Origin of the sequence: Mesorhizobium sp. AA23 (genome assembly GCF_001672435.1) — a bacterium.
GTDB lineage: Bacteria > Pseudomonadota > Alphaproteobacteria > Rhizobiales > Rhizobiaceae > Mesorhizobium.
Genome location: NZ_LYTP01000031.1, coordinates 1 through 18,480 on the forward strand (window position 1 = coordinate 1; position 18,480 = coordinate 18,480).

Genomic DNA, 18,480 nt, shown 5'->3' on the forward strand with positions numbered 1-18,480 from the left:
GCTTGGAGGGGAGGGCAGGCGGATGCGGTGAGGCCGAGGAAAAGCAGGGCGCGGCCTGGGGCCAGGCGGATTTCGGTCGAGTCCAGATCTGAGGCCCGGGCGACGAGGCCGATGAGGTTCTGGGCCGGCATGCTGCCGAAGGGCAAGCCGAAGCCGAGGGCTTGACCTTCGCGTAGGTCAAAGAGGCCGATCGGTGAGCGATGGCGCTCTAAGGCGCCCCCCTCTGTCCTGCCGGACATGTCCGGCAGGACAGAGGGGGGCGCGAAGGAATGCCAGCCTGCGAGAGAAGCCAATTGCCGCTCCGACAAATCCCGTGTGTGCGCCTCGCGGCCTTTCTCGGCGACCATCCTGAGCGCTGCGAGGGCGATGTCGCGTGCGGCATCCGCATCGACTGTCGCGAGCGGTCTTGCATCGTGCGCGTCGCCCGCAACGGACATGCCCCATTTCACGCCAGCAGCAGTGTGCACTGCCTTCAACCGCACATCAGCTGTCACTGCGTCCAACGTCAACTGCCCGCCGCCGTCGACGACCACGGACACCTTCGGCCCCAACCGTCGAGTCAGCCCGGCCTCTTCAACCGCCGCCCTGATCCGTTCCGCCAGCGGGCGCGAATCTGCAATCTCCTGCGGGTCGATACCCGCGAGCGGCCCGGTCTCCACCGGCACGCCCGTCCGCACGGCGATGCCCAGCGCATCCACTTCCGCCGCCAGCAGCCCAGCGCTGTCTGCTGTCAGGCCCCGGATCTGCAGGCTACCGCGAGCGGTCACTTCCATGATGCCGTTGCCGTGGCGCAAGGCGGATTCGCAAAGACCGATCAGCGACTTGGGTGCAAGCCCTCCAGCAACCGGATTGAGCCGCACCAGCAGGCCATCGCCGGTCTGCATCGGCGCGCTCAACGCGGGGCAGGCGCCGCGGCGCGAGAAGGCGTTCATGCCGCCACCTCGCTTGCCTGTGCCTCGGCGATCAAGGCCGTGAGATCGTCGTCGATGGAATTCCTGAGTGGATGCCAGAGACCGCGCCGTCGCGCAGCAAGGAATCGCTCGGCGATGACCTTCGCGGCGGCGGGATTTTCGCGCAGCAGGAAGGCTCGGACTTCCGTGTCGCCGACGTAGGCGTCGTGCACCGCCTCGATCAGCGCGCCCGATATGGCATGCGTGGTCTCGGCGAAGCCGACCAGGCGGTCGACCGTCTCGGCGAATTCCGAGGCGCCGCGGGGGCCGTGGCGCATCTGCCCGGCAATGAAGCGTGGATTGACGGCGCGGGCCCGCACCACGCGCGACACGGCTTCGCCGACCGATCGCGGCTTCGGCTTCTTAGGGTCAGTCGTGTCGAGCACTATGACATCGGCATTCCTGCCAAGCGCGGCCAGTGCGGCCGAAAACCCGCCGATGAAGGCGACATCGGCCGAACCTTCGAGGATGTCGCGGCCCGGGTCGTCGCCGGTGTGGACAAGCAGGTCCGCCTCGGCGATGCGGCCCTCGAAGACGCCGGGCGCGGAGATGGCCTCACCTTCGGCGCCGCCATAGGCATGCGAGGTTGCTTCGAGATAGGCGCGGCCGATCTCTTCGCGCGCGCTCCACTCGCCGCGCGACAGCAATTCCTCGACCCCGGCGCCGTAAGTGCCGGGCGAGGTGCCGAAAATGCGCAGACCGATTTTGCCTTGGGCACGGGTCGCGGCGGCAAGCGGATTTTCCGAATCGTCCTCGTCGCGGCCGGCGACGGCGCTGGCGGCGGCGTCGATCAGCGCAATCTGGGTCGGGAACATGTCGCGGAACAGGCCGGAGATGCGCCAGGTGACGTCGACGCGCGGGCGGCCGAGCGAAGCCGGCGGCAGCACCTCGATGCCGGTGACGCGACCCGTGGCGGCATCCCATTGCGGCCGGCAGCCCATCAGCGCGAGGCCTTGCGCGATCTCCTCGCCGCCGGTGCGCAACGACGCCGAGCCCCAGAGGTCGATGACCAGCGAGCGCGGCCAATCGCCATGGCTCTGCATGTAGCTGCGCACGACTTCTTCCGCCGCCGCCTGCCCGAGATCGCAGGCCGTCGGCGTCGGCATGGTGCGCGGATCTGAGGTGAAAAGGTTGCGGCCGGTGGGCAGCACGTCGGAACGGCCGCGCGCCGGCGCGCCTGCCGGTCCGGCTTTGATGTGACGGCCGTCGAGCGCAGCGAGCAGGGCGCTTTTTTCGGTCTCGGCGCTTTGGCGGCGCAGCGGATCGGCTTCGTCATCGGGCGCGCGGCCATAGACATGCAGCCCGTCCTTGACGGCAAAATCCTTGAGGTCGCACAGCCACGCGTCGATGCGGCGCAGCGCCTCGTCCGGCGCATCGGTTCCGGCAACTCCGGCTTCAGAAGCAAGGCCTGTCTTCTGCGCCGTTTCGACGATCAGCCTTGCAAGTCGGTCGCGGCGGCGGCGGTCGAGCCCGTCGGCTTGTGCGTATTCGTCGACCAGCCGCTCAAGCTTCTGTTGCGCCTCGTCGAGCCCGGCGCCGGTCAGCGGCGGCGGCAGATGACCGAGCGTGACGGCCGCGATGCGGCGTTTGGCCTGCGCCGCCTCGCCGGGATTGGAGACGATGAAGGGATAGATGACGGGCAGCGAGCCGGTGACGATCTCAGGGAAGCAGTTGTCGGAGAGCGCGACCGTCTTGCCGGGAAGCCATTCGAGCGTGCCATGCGCGCCGACATGGACGATGGCGTGGACGCCGAGCGACTTTTGCAACCACAGGCCGAAGGCGATCAGCTCGTGGCGCGGGGGAAGGGTCGGGTCATGGTAGTCGGCGCGGCGGTCTGCGGAGCGACCACGGTCGGGGGCCAGCGCCACGGTGACGTTGCCGAAGGCGGCGGCGCGGAAGGGGAAGCTTGCGGAAGGAGGCGCTTGAACACCCCCCTCTGTCCTGCCGGACATCTCCTCCTCAAGGGGGGAGATTGGCAGTTTCGCTGACGGCGCTTCTCCTCCAGCGTTGATGATTGGCGAAAGCATCGATGCAGGCGCAATCTCCCCCCTAGAGGGGGAGATGTCCGGCAGGACAGAGGGGGGCGCATTGACGTGAGCTTTGTCGTTGGCTCTCCCCCACGCTGCCTCAACCGTGTCGCGTGCACCTTCGGGAAGCGCTGCCGAAAAGGCGAGATATTCCTGTAAGGTGAGACCAAGTCCACCCACCTCCAACACATCCAGCAATCCGCGTGGCGATTGTGGAATCCCATCAACCGCATAGCCCTGTTCCTTGAGGTCGTGCAGCATGGCGAGCACGCTCGACGGCACATCCAGGCCGACAGCATAGCCGGTGCGTCCGGGCGCGCCTGGATAATCCGGAATCAGAATCGCCAGCTTGCGTTCCGCCCGTTGCGTCCGTTGAAGGCGGAGGAATGCGGCGATGCGGGCGGCGACCTGGGCGACGCGATCCGTTTCCGGTCGGTTGGCGAAGGCGCGGAAGGCCAGCGCCGGATCGGCGTCGATCTCGCCCTTGAAGGAGATCGCGCCGGCGAGGATACGGCCATCGAGCTCGGGCAGCACGACATGCATGGCAAGGTCGGCGGGCGCCAGGCCGCGCTGGTTTTTCTCCCAGACTTCGCGCCGCGTCGTGGCGACGATGACCTGGAACACGGGCACGCCGGCACGGTCGAAGAGCGTTTCGGCACCCGGCTCGGCACCGGAGGCGAAGGCGGTTGCAGTGACGATGGCGGACGGGTTCAGCGAGGTGATGGCGGTTTCGACGAAAGCCAGCGATACCGGGTCCTTGAGGCTCGAAACGAAGATCGGCACGGGCATGATGCCCTGCGACCGCAACGCCTCCGTCAGGGCATCGATTGGGGCGACGTCGGCGGCGAGCAGCATCGAACGGTAGAAGAGGATGGGGATGACGGGGGCACCGACGCTGTCGATGTTGAGCTCTGTCACACCCCCCTCTGTCCGGCAGGACAGAGGGGGGTGTGAAGGACCGCCGACATCGATGATCTCAGGCTCCTCTACAACCCCCAATCCAGCCTGGTAATACCCCGCCTTCGGCACGCTCACCGGCTCGGCCACGGCCGTATCCGACCCGGCGAGCCTTGCCAGGCTTTGCACCAGCGCGCTCATGTTCGCTGGGCCGCCTTCGCGGAAATAGCCGAGCAGGGCGTCGAGTTCGGCGCGCGGCAGGGTCGAGCCTTCGATCAGCCGCAGATCCTCGTCGTGGCTTTCGCCCGGCAGCAGCGCCAGTTTGATATTTCGCTCGCGCGCAACCGCTGCGAGCTGGTCGCAGCCGTAGCGCCACCAGTCGTAGCCGCCGAGAATGCGGACCAGGACGACCCTGGCATGGCGCGCGACACTGTCGATCCAGAGATCGACCGACATCGGATGGCGGAGATCGCGAAGTGCTGCCAGCCGCATCGACGGCAGCCGAGCGGCGTCGGCCTTCCAGGCAGCGGCGAGGCCGGCGAGATCGCTGTCGGTGAAGGACAGGGCCACGACATCCGCAGGCGTCTGCCTGAGGTCGATCGGCTCGGCGAGATCGTCGAGCGAGGCGGATGTCGTGGTGAGGATGTGCATCGCGGTTCGGTCTTGCCTCAGCCGGCGAGGATACGCTCGATCGCCGGGCGGTTCAGCCCCTTGAGGCCGATGACGACGAGCCGCGATCGGCGGTCGTCGTCCGGCGTCCAGGCGCGGTCGTAATAGTGGTTGACGCGCGGGCCGACGGCCTGGAGCAGCAGCCGCATCGGCTTGCCACCCACCTCGACAAAGCCTTTGACGCGCAGAACGTTTTCCTGCTCGGCGGCGAGAGCGACGCGCTTTGCCAGCTCATCCGGACTGGCGATGGACGGGATATCGAGGACGAAGGAGTCGAAATCGTCATGCTCATGGTCGAGCTCGTCATCGTGATGGGTCTTGCGGTTCTCGATGTCGTCCTCGACGGCGAGGCCAAGACCGAGCAGCACCGACGGGTCGACCTTGCCCTGTGCGGTCGGCACGACCTTGACCGCGCGCGCCACGTGCTCGCCGATGACGGCATTGGCGCGCTCCGAGCCGGCCGCGTCCATCAGATCGCTCTTCGACAGGATGATGAGGTCGGCGCAAGCGATCTGGTCCTGGAACACCTCTTCGACCGGATCATCGTGGTCGAGCGAGTCGTCGGCGGCGCGCTGCGCCTGCAAGGCGTCTAGGTCGGAGGCGACGCGGCCGTCGGCCAGCGCCGGACCGTCGACCACGGCGATGACGCCATCGACCGTGACGCGGCTCTTCACCGTCGGCCACTGGAAGGCCTGGACGAGCGGCTTCGGCAAAGCGAGGCCGGAGGTTTCGATCAGGATGTGGTCGACCTTCGGCGTGCGCGACAGGATCCGGTCGAGCGCCGGCACGAAATCGTCGGCGACGGTGCAGCAGATGCAGCCATTGGCGAGCTCGACGATATTTTCCTCTGGGCAGGTGTCGATGCCGCAGCCTTTCAGGATCTCACCGTCGATGCCGACATCGCCGAATTCGTTAACGATGATCGCCAGCCGCTTGCCCTTGGCGTTTTCGAGCAGGTTGCGGATCAGCGTGGTCTTGCCGGCGCCGAGAAAGCCGGTGACGACAGTGCAGGGAACACGGGAGAGGGATGCGGTCATGTCAGTCCTTCAGCAGGTCGAGGGGAGGGAGGCGGGCAACCAGGCCGCGCTTGAGGGAATCGGGCCGGCCTCGCCAGGGGATGAGGCCGTCGGTCGAGGTGGCAAAGAGCTTTGCGCCGGTGACGAGGTCGGCCCCGCTGGTCGTTTCCAGGTCACCGAAGACATAGCTCCAGCAGCCGTCGCGCAGCAGCGCCGCGCTCAGGCGGCGTTTGCAATTGCCGAGACACTCGACGGTGCGGATGCGGATTTTCTCGTCCGGCGCGGCGCGGCGCGCGTCTTCGGCAAGGAGGGCGCCGGCGCGCGGATGCGCGTCCGAACCGGTCTCATCGCGGCAGGAGGAGCAGACGATGACGGTCACTTCCGATAGCGCGTCGCGGGGTTCGGACGAAATGTCCGCGGTACTAGCCGGAAAACTGACGTTGCAATCCAAAACCAGGCTCCTTGCCCGGAAAACCCGCCGAGCGATCGGATTCTCATGTCTCAGACGGCAGGTCTCCTGGCTCGCGGGTCGTCGCCTTACGCCGCCTTCCCGGGAACATCCCAGTGGTTTTCGGCTGAGGCTCGTCGCTCACAGTTGCGGGGACAGCCGCGGATTTGGGTTTTCCCGCACCGCATTCCCTCTGGCTCCTCCCCTTGCCGGGAGGAGACCGTCTGCGGCGGATTTAGGCTTAGAGGTGCTGGCATGTCAACGCGCGGCTACGACACCGAAATGTCGGTCAACGCCGGCCCAAGGTCGCCGGCCGGCGTCACCTCGATGGTTTCCAAGCCGAGCCATGCCTGCATCTGTTTCAACTCACCGAAGAGCTGTGCGGCCGTTTCGGCGGGAGCGCCGGCTTCGGCAAAAGCCGCATGGACGCGCAGCACGCCGGCCGGCCGGTCAGCTCTCAAATCGACCCGGGCAACGATCCGGTCGCCGAGCAGGAAAGGCAGCACGTAGTAGCCGTACTGGCGCTTCTCGGCCGGCGTGTAGATCTCGATGCGGTAGCGGAAGCCGAAGAGTTTTTCCGTCCGGGTGCGTTCGAATACCACCGGATCGAAGGGCGCGAGCAGGGCGCGGGCCTCGATGCGGCGCGGAAAGCGGGCGTCCTTGTGGAGATAGGCGGGCTTGTCCCAGCCTTCGACCTTCACCGGCAGCAGTTCGCCCATCTCGACCAGTTCCTCGATTCTGGCTCTCGTATCGCCAGGCGCCAGGCGGAAATAGTCACGCAGATCGCCATAGGTGGCGATGCCATGGGCGCGGGCGGAAATGCGCAGCAATTGGCGATGCGCGTCCTCGACCGAGGGCACCGGCAGGTCGAGGATGGCCGGCGGCAGAACCCGCTCGGGCAGGTCGTAATAGCGCTCGAATCCTCGCCGGTAGGCGGTGGTGATGCGCCCGGCCCAGAACAGCCATTCGAAAGCGTGCTTGGCCTCGCTCCAGCCCCACCATCCGCCATTGCCCTTGTGGCCTTCGATGTCGGAGGCGGCGATCGGCCCGCGTTCCGCGACTTGCCCGTAGATCTCCTCGATCATCGCCTTGCGCTCGCGGCCCCATTTGGCGAGGCCGAGATACATTTCCTCGCCTTTCTCGGCCCGCTGCATGCGCCAGCGCATCAACGGATAGGTCTCGACGGGCAGGAAGGAAGCCTCATGGGCCCAGTATTCGAAGACGGTTCGCTTGCGCGTGACGGCCGCGTTGTCGAGCAGCGCAAGGGGGTAGGGGCCGAGGCGCGAGTAGAGCGGCATATAGTGGGCGCGCACCACGGCGCTGACGGAATCGATCTGCAGCAGGCCAGTTCGGGAAAGCACACGGGCGAGATGGCGACGATCGGGCGTGCCGGCCGGCCGCGCATCGGTAAAACCCTGCGCGCCGAGCGCAATGCGCCTTGCTGCGGCGAGCGAGATCTTTTCTTTCATCCAGCTACCTTGCCCTGATCCTTTGCCGGGATTTCCAGTCGGTGATTCCGGCCATGCTAACAGGCAAATGGCGGGAGATATGTCAGGATAGAAAAGTGGAGTGAAACATGAAGGAAATCAAACAGGAGCGGATCGGACCAGTTTCTTCCGATATGGCGTCCAGGGCCGGATTTTGAACAAGGTTTGACTTGCGTCGCCGAAACCGCTGCGCTAACCCTCGCCGCGTCGCAGCATAGGCCACCTAAAACGGTTCAGCGGGTTAAACTGTCACGCTTCCGCCTTAGAGTCCGTTGCTGTAATCAAAGTGAACTGGCCGCCGAAGGAAAGTCGCCGCATGAGCGCACTCCTAAGTTCGTATCTGCCCATCGTGCTCTTCATCGCAGTGGCGATGGTTGTCGGCCTGGCGCTGATCGTTGCGCCGTTCCTGGTTGCCTACCGCAATCCCGATCCGGAAAAGCTTTCCGCCTATGAATGCGGGTTCAACTCATTCGACGACGCCCGCATGAAGTTCGACATCCGCTTCTACCTGGTGTCGATCCTGTTCATCATCTTCGATCTCGAGGTCGCCTTCCTGTTCCCGTGGGCGGTGTCCTTCTCCAAGCTCGGCATGCTCGGCTTCTGGTCGATGATGGTGTTCCTGGCGGTGCTGACCATCGGCTTTGCCTATGAATGGAAAAAAGGAGCGCTGGAATGGGATTGAACGACAGTTCAGGCACCCTCGTCGCGCCGAAGCCCAAGGGCATCATCGATCCCAACACCGGCAGGCCGGTGGGGGAGGACGATCCCTTCTTCCTCGAGATCAATAATGAGCTGGCCGACAAGGGCTTCCTTGTCACCTCGACCGAGGCGCTGATCACTTGGGCGCGCAGCGGCTCGCTGATGTTCATGACCTTCGGTCTCGCCTGCTGCGCGGTCGAGATGATCCACACCTCGATGCCGCGCTATGACTCGGAGAGGTTCGGCGTCGCGCCGCGCGCGTCTCCGCGCCAGTCCGATATCATGATCGTCGCGGGTACACTGACCAACAAGATGGCGCCGGCGCTGCGCAAGGTCTACGACCAGATGCCGGAGCCGCGCTACGTCATCTCGATGGGTTCGTGCGCCAATGGCGGCGGCTATTATCACTATTCCTATTCGGTGGTGCGCGGCTGCGACCGCATCGTGCCGGTCGACATCTATGTCCCCGGCTGCCCGCCGAGCGCCGAAGCGCTGCTCTACGGCATTCTCCTGTTGCAGAAGAAGATCCGCCGCACCGGCACGATCGAACGGTGAACCAATGGCCTTGGCGTTGCACGAACTCTCCACCTATCTCGGCGAGAAGCTCTCCGGCCGCATCGGCGAAACGGTGCTTGCTTATGGCGAACTGACGGTTTGCGTCGAGCCGGGCAACTTGACCGAGGTCGCGACCTTCCTGCGCGACGACCCGCGCTGCCAGTTCGTCTCGATCATCGACATTTGCGGCGCCGACTATCCGTCGCGTGCCAAGCGCTTCGACGTCGTCTACCACCTGTTGTCGCCGAAGCAGAACGTCCGCATCCGCCTCAAGGTCCAGGCCGACGAGGAGACGCTGGTGCCGTCGCTGACCGGCGTCTATCCCGGCGCCGACTGGTTCGAGCGCGAGACCTATGATCTCTACGGCGTGCTCTTCTCCGGCCATCCGGACCTGCGCCGCATCCTCACCGACTACGGCTTTGAAGGGCATCCGCTGCGCAAGGATTTCCCGCTGACCGGCTTCGTCGAGGTTCGATACGACGACGAGGCCAAGCGAGTCATCTATGAGCCGGTGGAATTGAAGCAGGAATTTAGAAACTTTGACTTTTTGAGCCCATGGGAGGGAACGGATTACGTCCTTCCGGGCGATGAAAAGGCGAAGCCAAATTGAGGCGCCACAATGGCTGAAACCTCCGTCCGCAATTTTAACATTAACTTTGGGCCTCAACACCCTGCTGCCCACGGCGTTTTGCGTCTCGTGCTGGAGCTGGACGGCGAGGTGGTCGATCGCGTCGATCCGCATATCGGCCTGCTGCATCGCGGTACCGAGAAGCTGATCGAGGCCAAGACCTATCTGCAGGCGGTGCCCTATCTCGACCGGCTCGACTATTGCGCGCCGATGAACCAGGAGCATGCCTTCGCGCTCGCGGCCGAGCGCCTGCTCGGCATCGAGGTGCCGAAGCGCGGCCAGCTGATCCGCGTGCTCTATTCCGAAATGGGCCGCATCATGTCGCACATCCTCAATGTGACGACGCAGGCGATGGACGTCGGCGCGCTGACGCCGCCGCTGTGGGGCTTCGTCGAGCGCGAGAAGCTGATGGTGTTTTATGAGCGCGCCTCCGGCTCGCGCATGCATGCGGCCTACTTCCGGCCAGGCGGCGTGCATCAGGACCTGCCGCAGAAGCTGATCGAGGATATCGGCAAGTGGATCGATCCGTTCCTGAAGTCGGTCGACGACCTTGACGCCTTGCTCACCGGCAACCGCATCTTCAAGCAGCGCAATGTCGACATCGGCACGGTGTCGCTCGCCGACGCCTGGGCCTGGGGTTTTTCGGGCGTGATGGTGCGCGGCTCGGGTGCCGCCTGGGACCTGCGCAAGGCGCAGCCCTATGAATGCTATTCCGAGATGGATTTCGACATCCCGATCGGCAAGAACGGCGACTGCTACGACCGTTATCTCGTGCGCATGGAAGAGATGCGCCAATCGGCCAAGATCATGCGCCAGTGCGTCGATCTTCTGCTCGGCAAGGAGAGCGCCGGACCGGTGTCGAACCTCGACGGCAAGGTGGTGCCGCCGAAGCGCGCGGCGATGAAGCGCTCGATGGAAGCGCTCATCCATCATTTCAAGCTCTATACCGAGGGCTATCGCGTGCCGGCCGGCGAGGTCTATGCGGCTGTCGAGGCGCCGAAGGGCGAGTTCGGCGTCTATCTCGTCTCCGACGGCACCAACAAGCCCTATCGCTGCAAGCTGCGCGCGCCGGGTTTTGCGCATCTGCAGGCCATGGATTTCCTGTGCCGCGGCCACATGCTGGCCGACGTCACCGCCGTGCTTGGCTCCCTCGACATCGTGTTTGGTGAGGTCGATCGCTAAATGTCAGTCCGCCGTCTCGCAGATGCCAGCGTCCAGCCAGCCTCCTTCGCCTTCAACGAGGCGAACGCCGCGGCGGCGCAGCAGTGGATCGCCAAATACCCGAAGGGACGCGAGCAGTCGGCCATCATCCCATTGCTCATGATCGCTCAGGAACAGGAAGGCTGGGTAACGAAGGCGGCGATCGAGACGATCTCGGATATGCTCGGCATGCCGCGCATCCGCGGCCTCGAGGTGGCCACCTTCTACACGCAATACCAGCTCAATCCGGTCGGCACCCGCGCCCATATCCAGGTCTGCGGCACCACGCCCTGCATGCTGCGCGGCTCGGAAGCGCTGATGGATGTGTGCCGCTCGAAGATCCATCACGACCAGTTCCATACCAACGACAAGGGTACGCTGTCGTGGGAGGAGGTCGAATGCCTCGGCGCCTGCGTCAACGCGCCGATGGTCATGATCTTCAAGGACACGTTCGAAGACCTGACGCCGGAGCGCCTTGCCGAGATCATCGATCTCTATGAAGCCGGCAAAGGCGCCGAGGTGAAGCCCGGTCCGCAGAACGGCCGCATCGGTTCGGAGCCGGCCACGGGCCTGACGACGCTGAAGAGCGAGAAGGCAATCCTGAAATCCACCCGCGACAAGGAAGCCAAGGCCGCCGCGAAGGCAGCCAGGCAAGCCGCTGCCGCAGCGCCGGCTACTGCCTCCGCCGCCGTCGTCTCGCAAGCGCCTGCCGCGCCGCCCTCGGCCCCTGTCGGGCCATCGAAATCCGGCAAGCCGAAAACCGACGCGCCCGAAACCAGTCCGGCACTAAGGACACCATCGCCGGTCAAGGTTTCGCCCGCGACCGAGAAGGCGGCCAGCGTCAGGGCGCCGCGCCACTCCGCAGCCAATGCCAACCAGGCTTCTCCGGAAGTCGAGGCGGTTTCGAAGCCGCGCAGCGGGCCGAAGGCCAAGGCCGAGCCGGCGTCCGCCTTCAAGTCGCCGGAAGCGAAGCAACCTGCGACCAAGACGGCCAAGCCTTCGCTAGAGGACAAGAACCGCCCGGCCGGGATCGCGCGTCCGGCAACGGTCGACGATCTGAAGCTGATCTCCGGTGTCGGTCCGAAGATCGAAGGCGTCCTGCATTCGCTTGGCATTTATACTTTCGCGCAGGTCTCTGCGTGGAGGAAGGCCGAGCGCGAATGGGTCGACGGCTATCTCAATTTCCGCGGCCGTATCGAGCGCGACGACTGGGTGAAGCAGGCCAAGGCGCTCGCCAAGGGCGGCGTCGCCGAGTACATCCGCGTCTTCGGCAAGAAGCCGGTCTGAGGGACGAACAATGCTTCAGGACAAAGACCGCATCTTCACCAACATCTACGGCCTCTTCGACAAGTCGCTGGCCGGAGCGCAGGCGCGCGGCATGTGGGACGATACACCCGGCCTGATCGCCAAGGGACGCGACTGGATCATCAACGAAATGAAGGCAAGCGGCCTGCGCGGCCGTGGCGGCGCCGGCTTCCCGACCGGCCTGAAATGGTCGTTCATGCCCAAGCAGAGCGATGGCCGGCCGAGCTATCTGGTCATCAATGCCGACGAATCCGAGCCTGGCACCTGCAAGGACCGTGACATTCTGCGCAACGATCCGCATACGCTGGTCGAGGGCGCGCTGGTCGCCGGTTTCGCCATGGGCGCGGTCGCTGCTTACATCTATGTGCGCGGCGAGTTCATCCGCGAGCGCGAGGCGCTGCAGCGCGCCATCGACGAGGCTTATGCGGCCAAGCTCATCGGCAAGAACAACACCTCCGGCTACGACTTCGACGTCTATATGCACCACGGCGCCGGCGCCTATATTTGCGGCGAGGAGACGGCGCTGCTCGAAAGCCTCGAGGGCAAGAAGGGCCAGCCGCGACTGAAGCCGCCATTCCCGGCCAATGTCGGCCTTTATGGCTGCCCGACCACGGTCAACAACGTCGAATCCATCGCCGTGGCGCCGACGATCCTGCGCCGGGGTGCTGCCTGGTTCTCGTCCTTCGGCCGGCCGAACAATGCCGGCACCAAGCTCTTCTGCGTGTCCGGGCACGTCAACAATCCGTGCACCTTCGAAGAGGCGATGTCGATCCCGTTCCGCGAACTGATCGAGACGCATTGCGGCGGCATTCGCGGCGGCTGGGACAATCTGCTCGCGGTCATCCCGGGCGGCGCTTCGGTGCCGCTGGTGCCGGCCGAGCAGATCATCGACGCGCCGATGGATTTCGATGCATTGCGCGACCTCAAATCCGGCCTCGGCACTGCGGCTGTCATCGTCATGGACAAGTCGACCGATATCGTGAAGGCGATCGCCAGGCTTTCCTACTTCTACAAGCATGAGAGCTGCGGCCAGTGCACGCCGTGCCGCGAAGGCACCGGCTGGATGTGGCGGGTGATGGAACGGCTGGTGCGCGGCGAAGCGCAGAAGCGCGAGATCGACATGCTGCTCGATGTCACCAAGCAGGTGGAAGGTCACACGATCTGCGCGCTGGGCGATGCCGCGGCCTGGCCGATCCAGGGCCTGATGCGGCATTTCCGTGGCGAGGTGGAGCGCCGCATCGACGAGTTTTCGCGCAACGCGCACCGGGTCGAGCCGGTGATGGCGGCGGCGGAATAGATTTGCAAGACGGGCATTGCCCGGGACGGAAAGCAGGGGCGGGGCGTACGAAGAAACGACCAGGAGATGTCTATGGCGCCGTATTCGATAGCCTACCCGCTGATGCCTTATTTGGACGAACTCGAGAAGATGAACCCGGACCTGACCAAGATGATGCCGAGGGAGATGGCCAGCGCCGTCAACCTGATGGCGCATCCTGTCGCGGGCGTGGCTGCACTATCGGCGGTAGGCATCGGTTTCGCCAACCATGCCCTGGGTGTCTGGATGGGCGCGTTCTCCGGCGCCGTCGAAGCCTCGCAGCGCATGCTCCAGCCGTTCCTCGACGATCTCGAGGCGCGGACCGAAGCCGCCAACAATTCGTCCAAGGCGCGCAAAGCGACCGAGACGCTGATCGCCGAGGCGCAGACCTTCGCCAGGGATGTGACCGACATCGCGGCGAACGCCAGCGCTGAGAAGGCGCTCGACGCGAGAGGTGACACGGTAGCCGGAACGGCCGCGACCGGTCTGATGCCGGAAGATTTCAGGCAGCCCAAGGCGATCGACAAGCCGGCAAAGCCGTCCGACCTGAAGGCGATATCGGGCATCGGGCCGAAGCTGGAGAAGGTGCTGAATGGTCTTGGCATCTGGTCCTACGACCAGATCGCTGCCTGGACCGCGGAAGAGATCGCCTGGGTCGAGGATTACCTGTCGCTCGCCGGCCGCGTCGGCCGCGACGACTGGACTGGCCAAGCGGCGGCGCTGGCCGCCAAGTAGTGAGATGAAATGCCGGGCGCAGTCGCGCCCCGGAACGAAAGATTGCGGGAAATCCGCGAGGGTTTGAGGCGAATGGCAAAGCTCAAGGTCGACGGGAAAGAGATCACGGTACCCGACCATTACACGCTGCTGCAGGCGGCCGAGGACGCCGGCGCGGAAGTGCCGCGCTTCTGCTTCCATGAGCGGTTGTCCATCGCCGGCAATTGCCGCATGTGCCTGATCGAGGTGAAGGGTGGCCCGCCCAAGCCGCAGGCCTCCTGCGCCATGGGCGTGCGCGACCTGCGCCCCGGCCCGAACGGCGAAGCGCCGGAAATCTTCACCAACACGCCGATGGTCAAGAAGGCCCGCGAAGGCGTGATGGAGTTCCTGCTGATCAACCATCCGCTGGATTGCCCGATCTGCGACCAGGGCGGCGAGTGCGACCTGCAGGACCAGGCGATGGCCTTCGGCGTCGACTCCTCGCGCTACCATGAGAACAAGCGGGCGGTCGAAGACAAGTATATCGGTCCGCTGGTCAAGACGGTGATGAACCGCTGCATCCACTGCACGCGCTGCGTCCGCTTCACCACCGAGGTCGCCGGCATCTCCGAACTCGGCCTGATCGGCCGCGGCGAGGATGCCGAGATCACCACCTATCTCGAACAGGCGATGACCTCGGAGCTCCAGGGCAACGTCATCGACCTTTGCCCGGTCGGCGCGCTGACCTCCAAGCCGTTCGCCTTCCAGGCGCGGCCGTGGGAGCTGACCAAGACGGAGTCGATCGACGTCATGGACGCCGTCGGCTCGGCGATCCGCGTCGATAGCCGCGGCCGCGAGGTGATGCGCATCCTGCCGCGCGTCAACGAGGCCGTGAACGAGGAGTGGATCTCGGACAAGACGCGCTTCATCTGGGATGGCCTGCGCACCCAGCGCCTCGATCGTCCCTACGTTCGCAAGAACGGCAAGCTTGCTCCGGCAAGCTGGGCGGAAGCCTTCGCGGCGATCAAGGACGAGGTGTCGAAGACCGCCCCTGAGCGCGTCGGCGCCATCGCCGGCGACCTCGCCGCGGTCGAGGAAATCTATGCGCTCAAGCTTTTGATGGCGGCGCTCGGCTCCAAGAACATCGACTGCCGCCAGGACGGCGCTGCGCTCGATCCATCGCTCGGCCGTGCCAGCTACATCTTCAATCCGACCATCGAAGGCATCGAGCAGGCCGACGCGGTGCTGATCGTCGGCGCCAATCCGCGCTTCGAGGCCTCGGTGCTCAACGCCCGCATCCGCAAGCGCTGGCGCGTCGGCAACCTGCCGATCGGCGTCATCGGCGAGATCGGCGACACGCGTTATGACTACGAGCTAATCGGCGCCGGCCCAGAGTCCTTGAAGGACTTGGCCGACGGCAACGGCAAGTTCTTCGAGGTGCTGAAGAATGCAGCGCATCCGCTGATCATCGTCGGCCAGGGCGCCCTGGCGCGCTCGGACGGCGCGGCAGTGCTCGGCCAGGCGGCAAGGCTGGCGGTGGCCGTCAATGCCGTCACGGCCGAGTGGAACGGCTTCGCGGTGCTGCACAACGCGGCGGCCAGAGTCGGCGGGCTCGACGTCGGCTTCGTGCCGGGCGAGGGCGGCAAGAATGTCGCCGGCATGCTGGGCGCGACGGATCTCCTGTTCCTGCTTGGCGCCGACGAGATCGACATGGCCAAGACCGGCGGCGCCTTCGTCGTCTATATCGGCACGCATGGCGATGCGGGCGCGCACCGCGCCAATGTCATCCTGCCGGCTGCTGCCTACACCGAAAAGTCCGGCACCTATGTGAACACGGAAGGCCGCGTGCAGCAGACCAACCGCGCCGGTTTCGCCCCGGGCGAAGCGCGCGAGGACTGGGCGATCCTGCGGGCGCTGTCGGATGTGCTCGGCAAGAAGCTGCCGTTCGATTCGCTGGCGCAGCTGCGCGCGAAGCTCTATGGCGAATACCCCCATCTTGCCCGCGTCGATCATGTCGCGGCGGGCAGCGCCGACGGCGTTGCCAGGGCGGCGAAGCTCGGCGGACGCTTGAACAAGGGCACCTTCACCTCGCCGGTGAAGGACTTCTATCTCACCAACCCGATCGCGCGGGCCTCGGCCGTGATGGCTGAGTGCTCGGCGCTGGCCAAGAGCGGCTTCAAGCAGGCGGCGGAATAAGCATGGACACCTTCTTTTCCTTCTACGTGCTGCCGGCGCTGCTGATCCTGTTGAAGTCGGTCGTGCTGATCGTCGTTCTTTTGATCTTTGTGGCTTACGTGCTTTATGCCGACCGCAAGATCTGGGCTGCGGTGCAGCTGCGCCGCGGCCCGAACGTGGTCGGTCCCTGGGGCACGCTGCAGGCCTTCGCCGACCTTTTGAAATTCGTCTTCAAGGAGCCGGTGATCCCGTCGGGCGCCAACAAGGGCGTCTTCCTGCTGGCGCCGCTGGTCTCAGCCGTGCTCGCGATCTCGGCCTGGGCGGTCATTCCGGTCAATCAAGGCTGGGCTATCGCTAACATCAATGTCGGCATCCTTTATGTTTTCGCCATCTCCTCGCTCGAGGTCTACGGCGTGATCATGGGCGGCTGGGCGTCGAACTCGAAATATCCGTTCCTGGGCGCGCTGCGCTCAGCCGCGCAGATGGTGTCCTACGAGGTGTCGATCGGCTTCGTCATCGTCACCGTGCTGCTTTGCGTCGGCTCGCTCAACCTCTCCGACATCGTGCTCTCGCAGCAGGATGGCCTCGGCACCAAGCTCGGCCTGCCCAACACCTTCCTCGACTGGCACTGGCTGTCGCTGTTCCCGATGTTCATCGTGTTCTTCATCTCGGCGCTGGCCGAGACGAACCGTCCGCCCTTCGATCTGGTGGAAGCGGAATCGGAACTCGTCGCCGGACACATGGTCGAATATTCGTCGACGCCGTTCCTGCTCTTCTTCCTGGGCGAGTACGTCGCCGTCGTCCTGATGTGCGCGCTGGCCACCATCCTGTTCCTCGGCGGCTGGCTGCCACCGTTCGATTTCGCGCCCTTCACCTGGGTGCCGGGCCTGATCTGGTTCGTGCTCAAGGTCTGCCTGGTGTTCTTCATGTTCTCGATGGTGAAGGCGTTTGTGCCGCGCTACCGCTATGATCAGCTGATGCGGCTAGGCTGGAAGGTCTTCCTGCCGATCTCGCTGTTCATGGTCGTCGCCACCGCGGCCTTCCTCAAGATCACGGGGTTTGCGTGATGTCCGCTCTTGCCCAAGCCGCAAAGGCCCTGTTGCTGAAGGATTTCGTCAGCGCCTTCTTCCTGTCGATGCGCCAGTTCGTTGCGCCGAAGGAGACGATCAACTATCCGCACGAGAAGGGACCGACCAGCCCGCGCTTCCGCGGCGAGCACGCGCTGCGCCGCTACCCCAATGGGGAGGAGCGCTGCATCGCCTGCAAGCTTTGCGAGGCGATCTGTCCGGCACAGGCGATCACCATCGAAGCCGGCCCGCGCCGCAACGACGGTACGCGGCGCACCGTGCGCTACGATATCGACATGGTGAAGTGCATCTATTGCGGCTTCTGCCAGGAAGCCTGCCCGGTTGACGCCATCGTCGAGGGGCCGAATTTCGAATTCGCGACCGAGACGCGCGAGGAGCTTTACTACAACAAGGAAAAGCTGCTCGCGAACGGCGATCGCTGGGAGCGTGAGCTGGCGCGCAACATCGCGTTGGACGCGCCCTATCGCTGACATTTGACGCATGGACGGGGCGAGGGCCTCGTCCAAAGGATGGTCCCCGAAAAGTTGCAGACTTTCGGACCAGATCATCCTCCGGAATGAAAAGAGTGTCGCATGTTTCTTTCGATCGGGTCTTTCAACCCGATCGGAACATGCGATAGGAACACGCAACTTTGCCAGCCGGAGGCGGCGGCGACATCGAGCAGGGGCGCTGAGCCAGTGTTCGGACAGGAACCCGAGGGAACCCCATGCTGAGTGGACTAGAGGCGGTCTTTTTCTACCTCTTCGCCTTTATCGCCGTGGCGTCGGCTTTCATGGTCATTTCGTCGCGCAACCCTGTGCATTCCGTGCTGTTCCTGATCCTCACCTTCTTCAATGCCGCTGGCCTGTTCATGCTGACCGGCGCCGAGTTCCTGGCGATGATCCTGCTCGTCGTCTATGTCGGCGCGGTGATGGTGCTGTTCCTGTTCGTCGTCATGATGCTCGACGTCGACTTCGCGGAGATGAAGCAGGGCGCGCTGCAATATGCGCCGATCGGCGCGCTGGTCGGGCTGATCCTGGCGGCGGAGCTGATCGTCGTGCTCGGCGGCTACAGCTTCGCGCCGCAGCTTGCCTCGACGGTGGCCAAGGCAACGCCGGACCTCGCCGCGCGCTCCAACACGGCGGCGCTCGGCGACGTCCTCTACACGGACTATCTCTATTATTTCCAGATCGCCGGCCTCGTGCTTCTGGTCGCCATGATCGGTGCCATCGTGCTGACGCTGCGCCACAAGGAAGGCGTCAAGCGGCAGTCGATCGCCGCGCAGGTCGGCCGCACGCCGGCAACGGGCATGGAAATCCGCAAGGTCAAGTCGGGCGAGGGTATCTGAG

16 protein-coding genes and 1 riboswitch are annotated in these 18,480 nt (G+C 64.9%); of the genes, 11 read left to right on the forward strand and 5 right to left on the reverse strand.

Annotated elements, in window-relative coordinates; genetic code table 11:
* From cobG to A9K66_RS25655, 5 genes are all read right to left on the reverse strand, one after another.
* Positions 1–932 (reverse strand): precorrin-3B synthase (gene cobG, locus A9K66_RS25635; protein ID WP_067329604.1); only part of this gene is annotated, 932 nt, incomplete at its 3' end.
* Positions 929–4,525: a cobaltochelatase subunit CobN gene (cobN, locus tag A9K66_RS25640; RefSeq protein ID WP_067329160.1), complete on the reverse strand. Its 3,597-nt coding sequence runs from the start codon at positions 4,523–4,525 to the stop codon at positions 929–931. The genes cobG and cobN, both read right to left, overlap by 4 nt.
* A 17-nt stretch (positions 4,526–4,542) precedes the next feature.
* Positions 4,543–5,580 (reverse strand): cobalamin biosynthesis protein CobW, encoded by a 1,038-nt coding sequence (gene cobW / locus A9K66_RS25645; RefSeq protein WP_067329163.1) that lies wholly within the window; start codon positions 5,578–5,580, stop codon positions 4,543–4,545.
* 1 nt (position 5,581) lies between these two features.
* A complete protein-coding gene (locus tag A9K66_RS25650; RefSeq protein WP_067329165.1) occupies positions 5,582–6,010 on the reverse strand; it encodes a DUF1636 family protein in 429 nt (142 codons plus the stop codon).
* A 38-nt stretch (positions 6,011–6,048) separates the two neighbouring features.
* A riboswitch (cobalamin riboswitch) is annotated at positions 6,049–6,247 on the reverse strand.
* Between the two features lie 29 nt (positions 6,248–6,276).
* The gene (locus A9K66_RS25655) at positions 6,277–7,476 is read right to left on the reverse strand and encodes a winged helix-turn-helix domain-containing protein (RefSeq protein ID WP_067329167.1); all 1,200 of its coding nucleotides are present in this window, start codon (positions 7,474–7,476) and stop codon (positions 6,277–6,279) included.
* 334 nt (positions 7,477–7,810) lie between these two features.
* Here A9K66_RS25655 and A9K66_RS25660 point away from each other — a divergent pair, with 334 nt between their 5' ends.
* From A9K66_RS25660 to A9K66_RS25710, 11 genes are all read left to right on the forward strand, one after another.
* Entirely contained in the window at positions 7,811–8,176 is a 366-nt protein-coding gene (locus A9K66_RS25660; protein WP_027169002.1) for an NADH-quinone oxidoreductase subunit A, read from the forward strand.
* Positions 8,167–8,748: an NADH-quinone oxidoreductase subunit B gene (locus tag A9K66_RS25665; RefSeq protein WP_013531090.1), complete on the forward strand. Its 582-nt coding sequence runs from the start codon at positions 8,167–8,169 to the stop codon at positions 8,746–8,748. The genes A9K66_RS25660 and A9K66_RS25665 overlap by 10 nt, the downstream gene beginning before the upstream one ends.
* 4 nt (positions 8,749–8,752) lie before the next feature.
* The gene (locus A9K66_RS25670; RefSeq protein ID WP_066998762.1) at positions 8,753–9,358 is read left to right on the forward strand and encodes an NADH-quinone oxidoreductase subunit C; all 606 of its coding nucleotides are present in this window, start codon (positions 8,753–8,755) and stop codon (positions 9,356–9,358) included.
* A gap of 9 nt (positions 9,359–9,367) precedes the next feature.
* Positions 9,368–10,558, forward strand: coding sequence for an NADH-quinone oxidoreductase subunit D (locus tag A9K66_RS25675; protein WP_067329169.1), 1,191 nt, complete (start codon positions 9,368–9,370; stop codon positions 10,556–10,558).
* Positions 10,559–11,863 carry an NADH-quinone oxidoreductase subunit E gene (locus A9K66_RS25680; RefSeq protein ID WP_067329171.1) on the forward strand — a complete coding sequence of 435 codons (1,305 nt, stop codon included), beginning with the start codon at positions 10,559–10,561 and terminating at the stop codon, positions 11,861–11,863. It begins immediately after the preceding gene.
* 10 nt (positions 11,864–11,873) lie between these two features.
* Positions 11,874–13,178: an NADH-quinone oxidoreductase subunit NuoF gene (nuoF, locus tag A9K66_RS25685; protein WP_066998771.1), complete on the forward strand. Its 1,305-nt coding sequence runs from the start codon at positions 11,874–11,876 to the stop codon at positions 13,176–13,178.
* 72 nt (positions 13,179–13,250) lie between these two features.
* Positions 13,251–13,931, forward strand: coding sequence for an NADH-ubiquinone dehydrogenase (locus A9K66_RS25690; RefSeq protein ID WP_067329173.1), 681 nt, complete (start codon positions 13,251–13,253; stop codon positions 13,929–13,931).
* Between the two features lie 72 nt (positions 13,932–14,003).
* Positions 14,004–16,085, forward strand: coding sequence for an NADH-quinone oxidoreductase subunit NuoG (gene nuoG / locus A9K66_RS25695; protein WP_067329175.1), 2,082 nt, complete (start codon positions 14,004–14,006; stop codon positions 16,083–16,085).
* Positions 16,086–16,087: 2 nt separating this feature from the next.
* On the forward strand, positions 16,088–17,131 hold the full coding sequence (gene nuoH, locus A9K66_RS25700) for an NADH-quinone oxidoreductase subunit NuoH (protein WP_066998780.1): 1,044 nt from the start codon (positions 16,088–16,090) through the stop codon (positions 17,129–17,131).
* A complete protein-coding gene (gene nuoI, locus A9K66_RS25705; protein WP_066998784.1) occupies positions 17,131–17,622 on the forward strand; it encodes an NADH-quinone oxidoreductase subunit NuoI in 492 nt (163 codons plus the stop codon). Before nuoH ends, nuoI begins: the two co-directional genes overlap by 1 nt.
* A 236-nt stretch (positions 17,623–17,858) precedes the next feature.
* The gene (locus tag A9K66_RS25710) at positions 17,859–18,479 is read left to right on the forward strand and encodes an NADH-quinone oxidoreductase subunit J (RefSeq protein WP_067329177.1); all 621 of its coding nucleotides are present in this window, start codon (positions 17,859–17,861) and stop codon (positions 18,477–18,479) included.
* Position 18,480 lies beyond the last annotated feature (1 nt).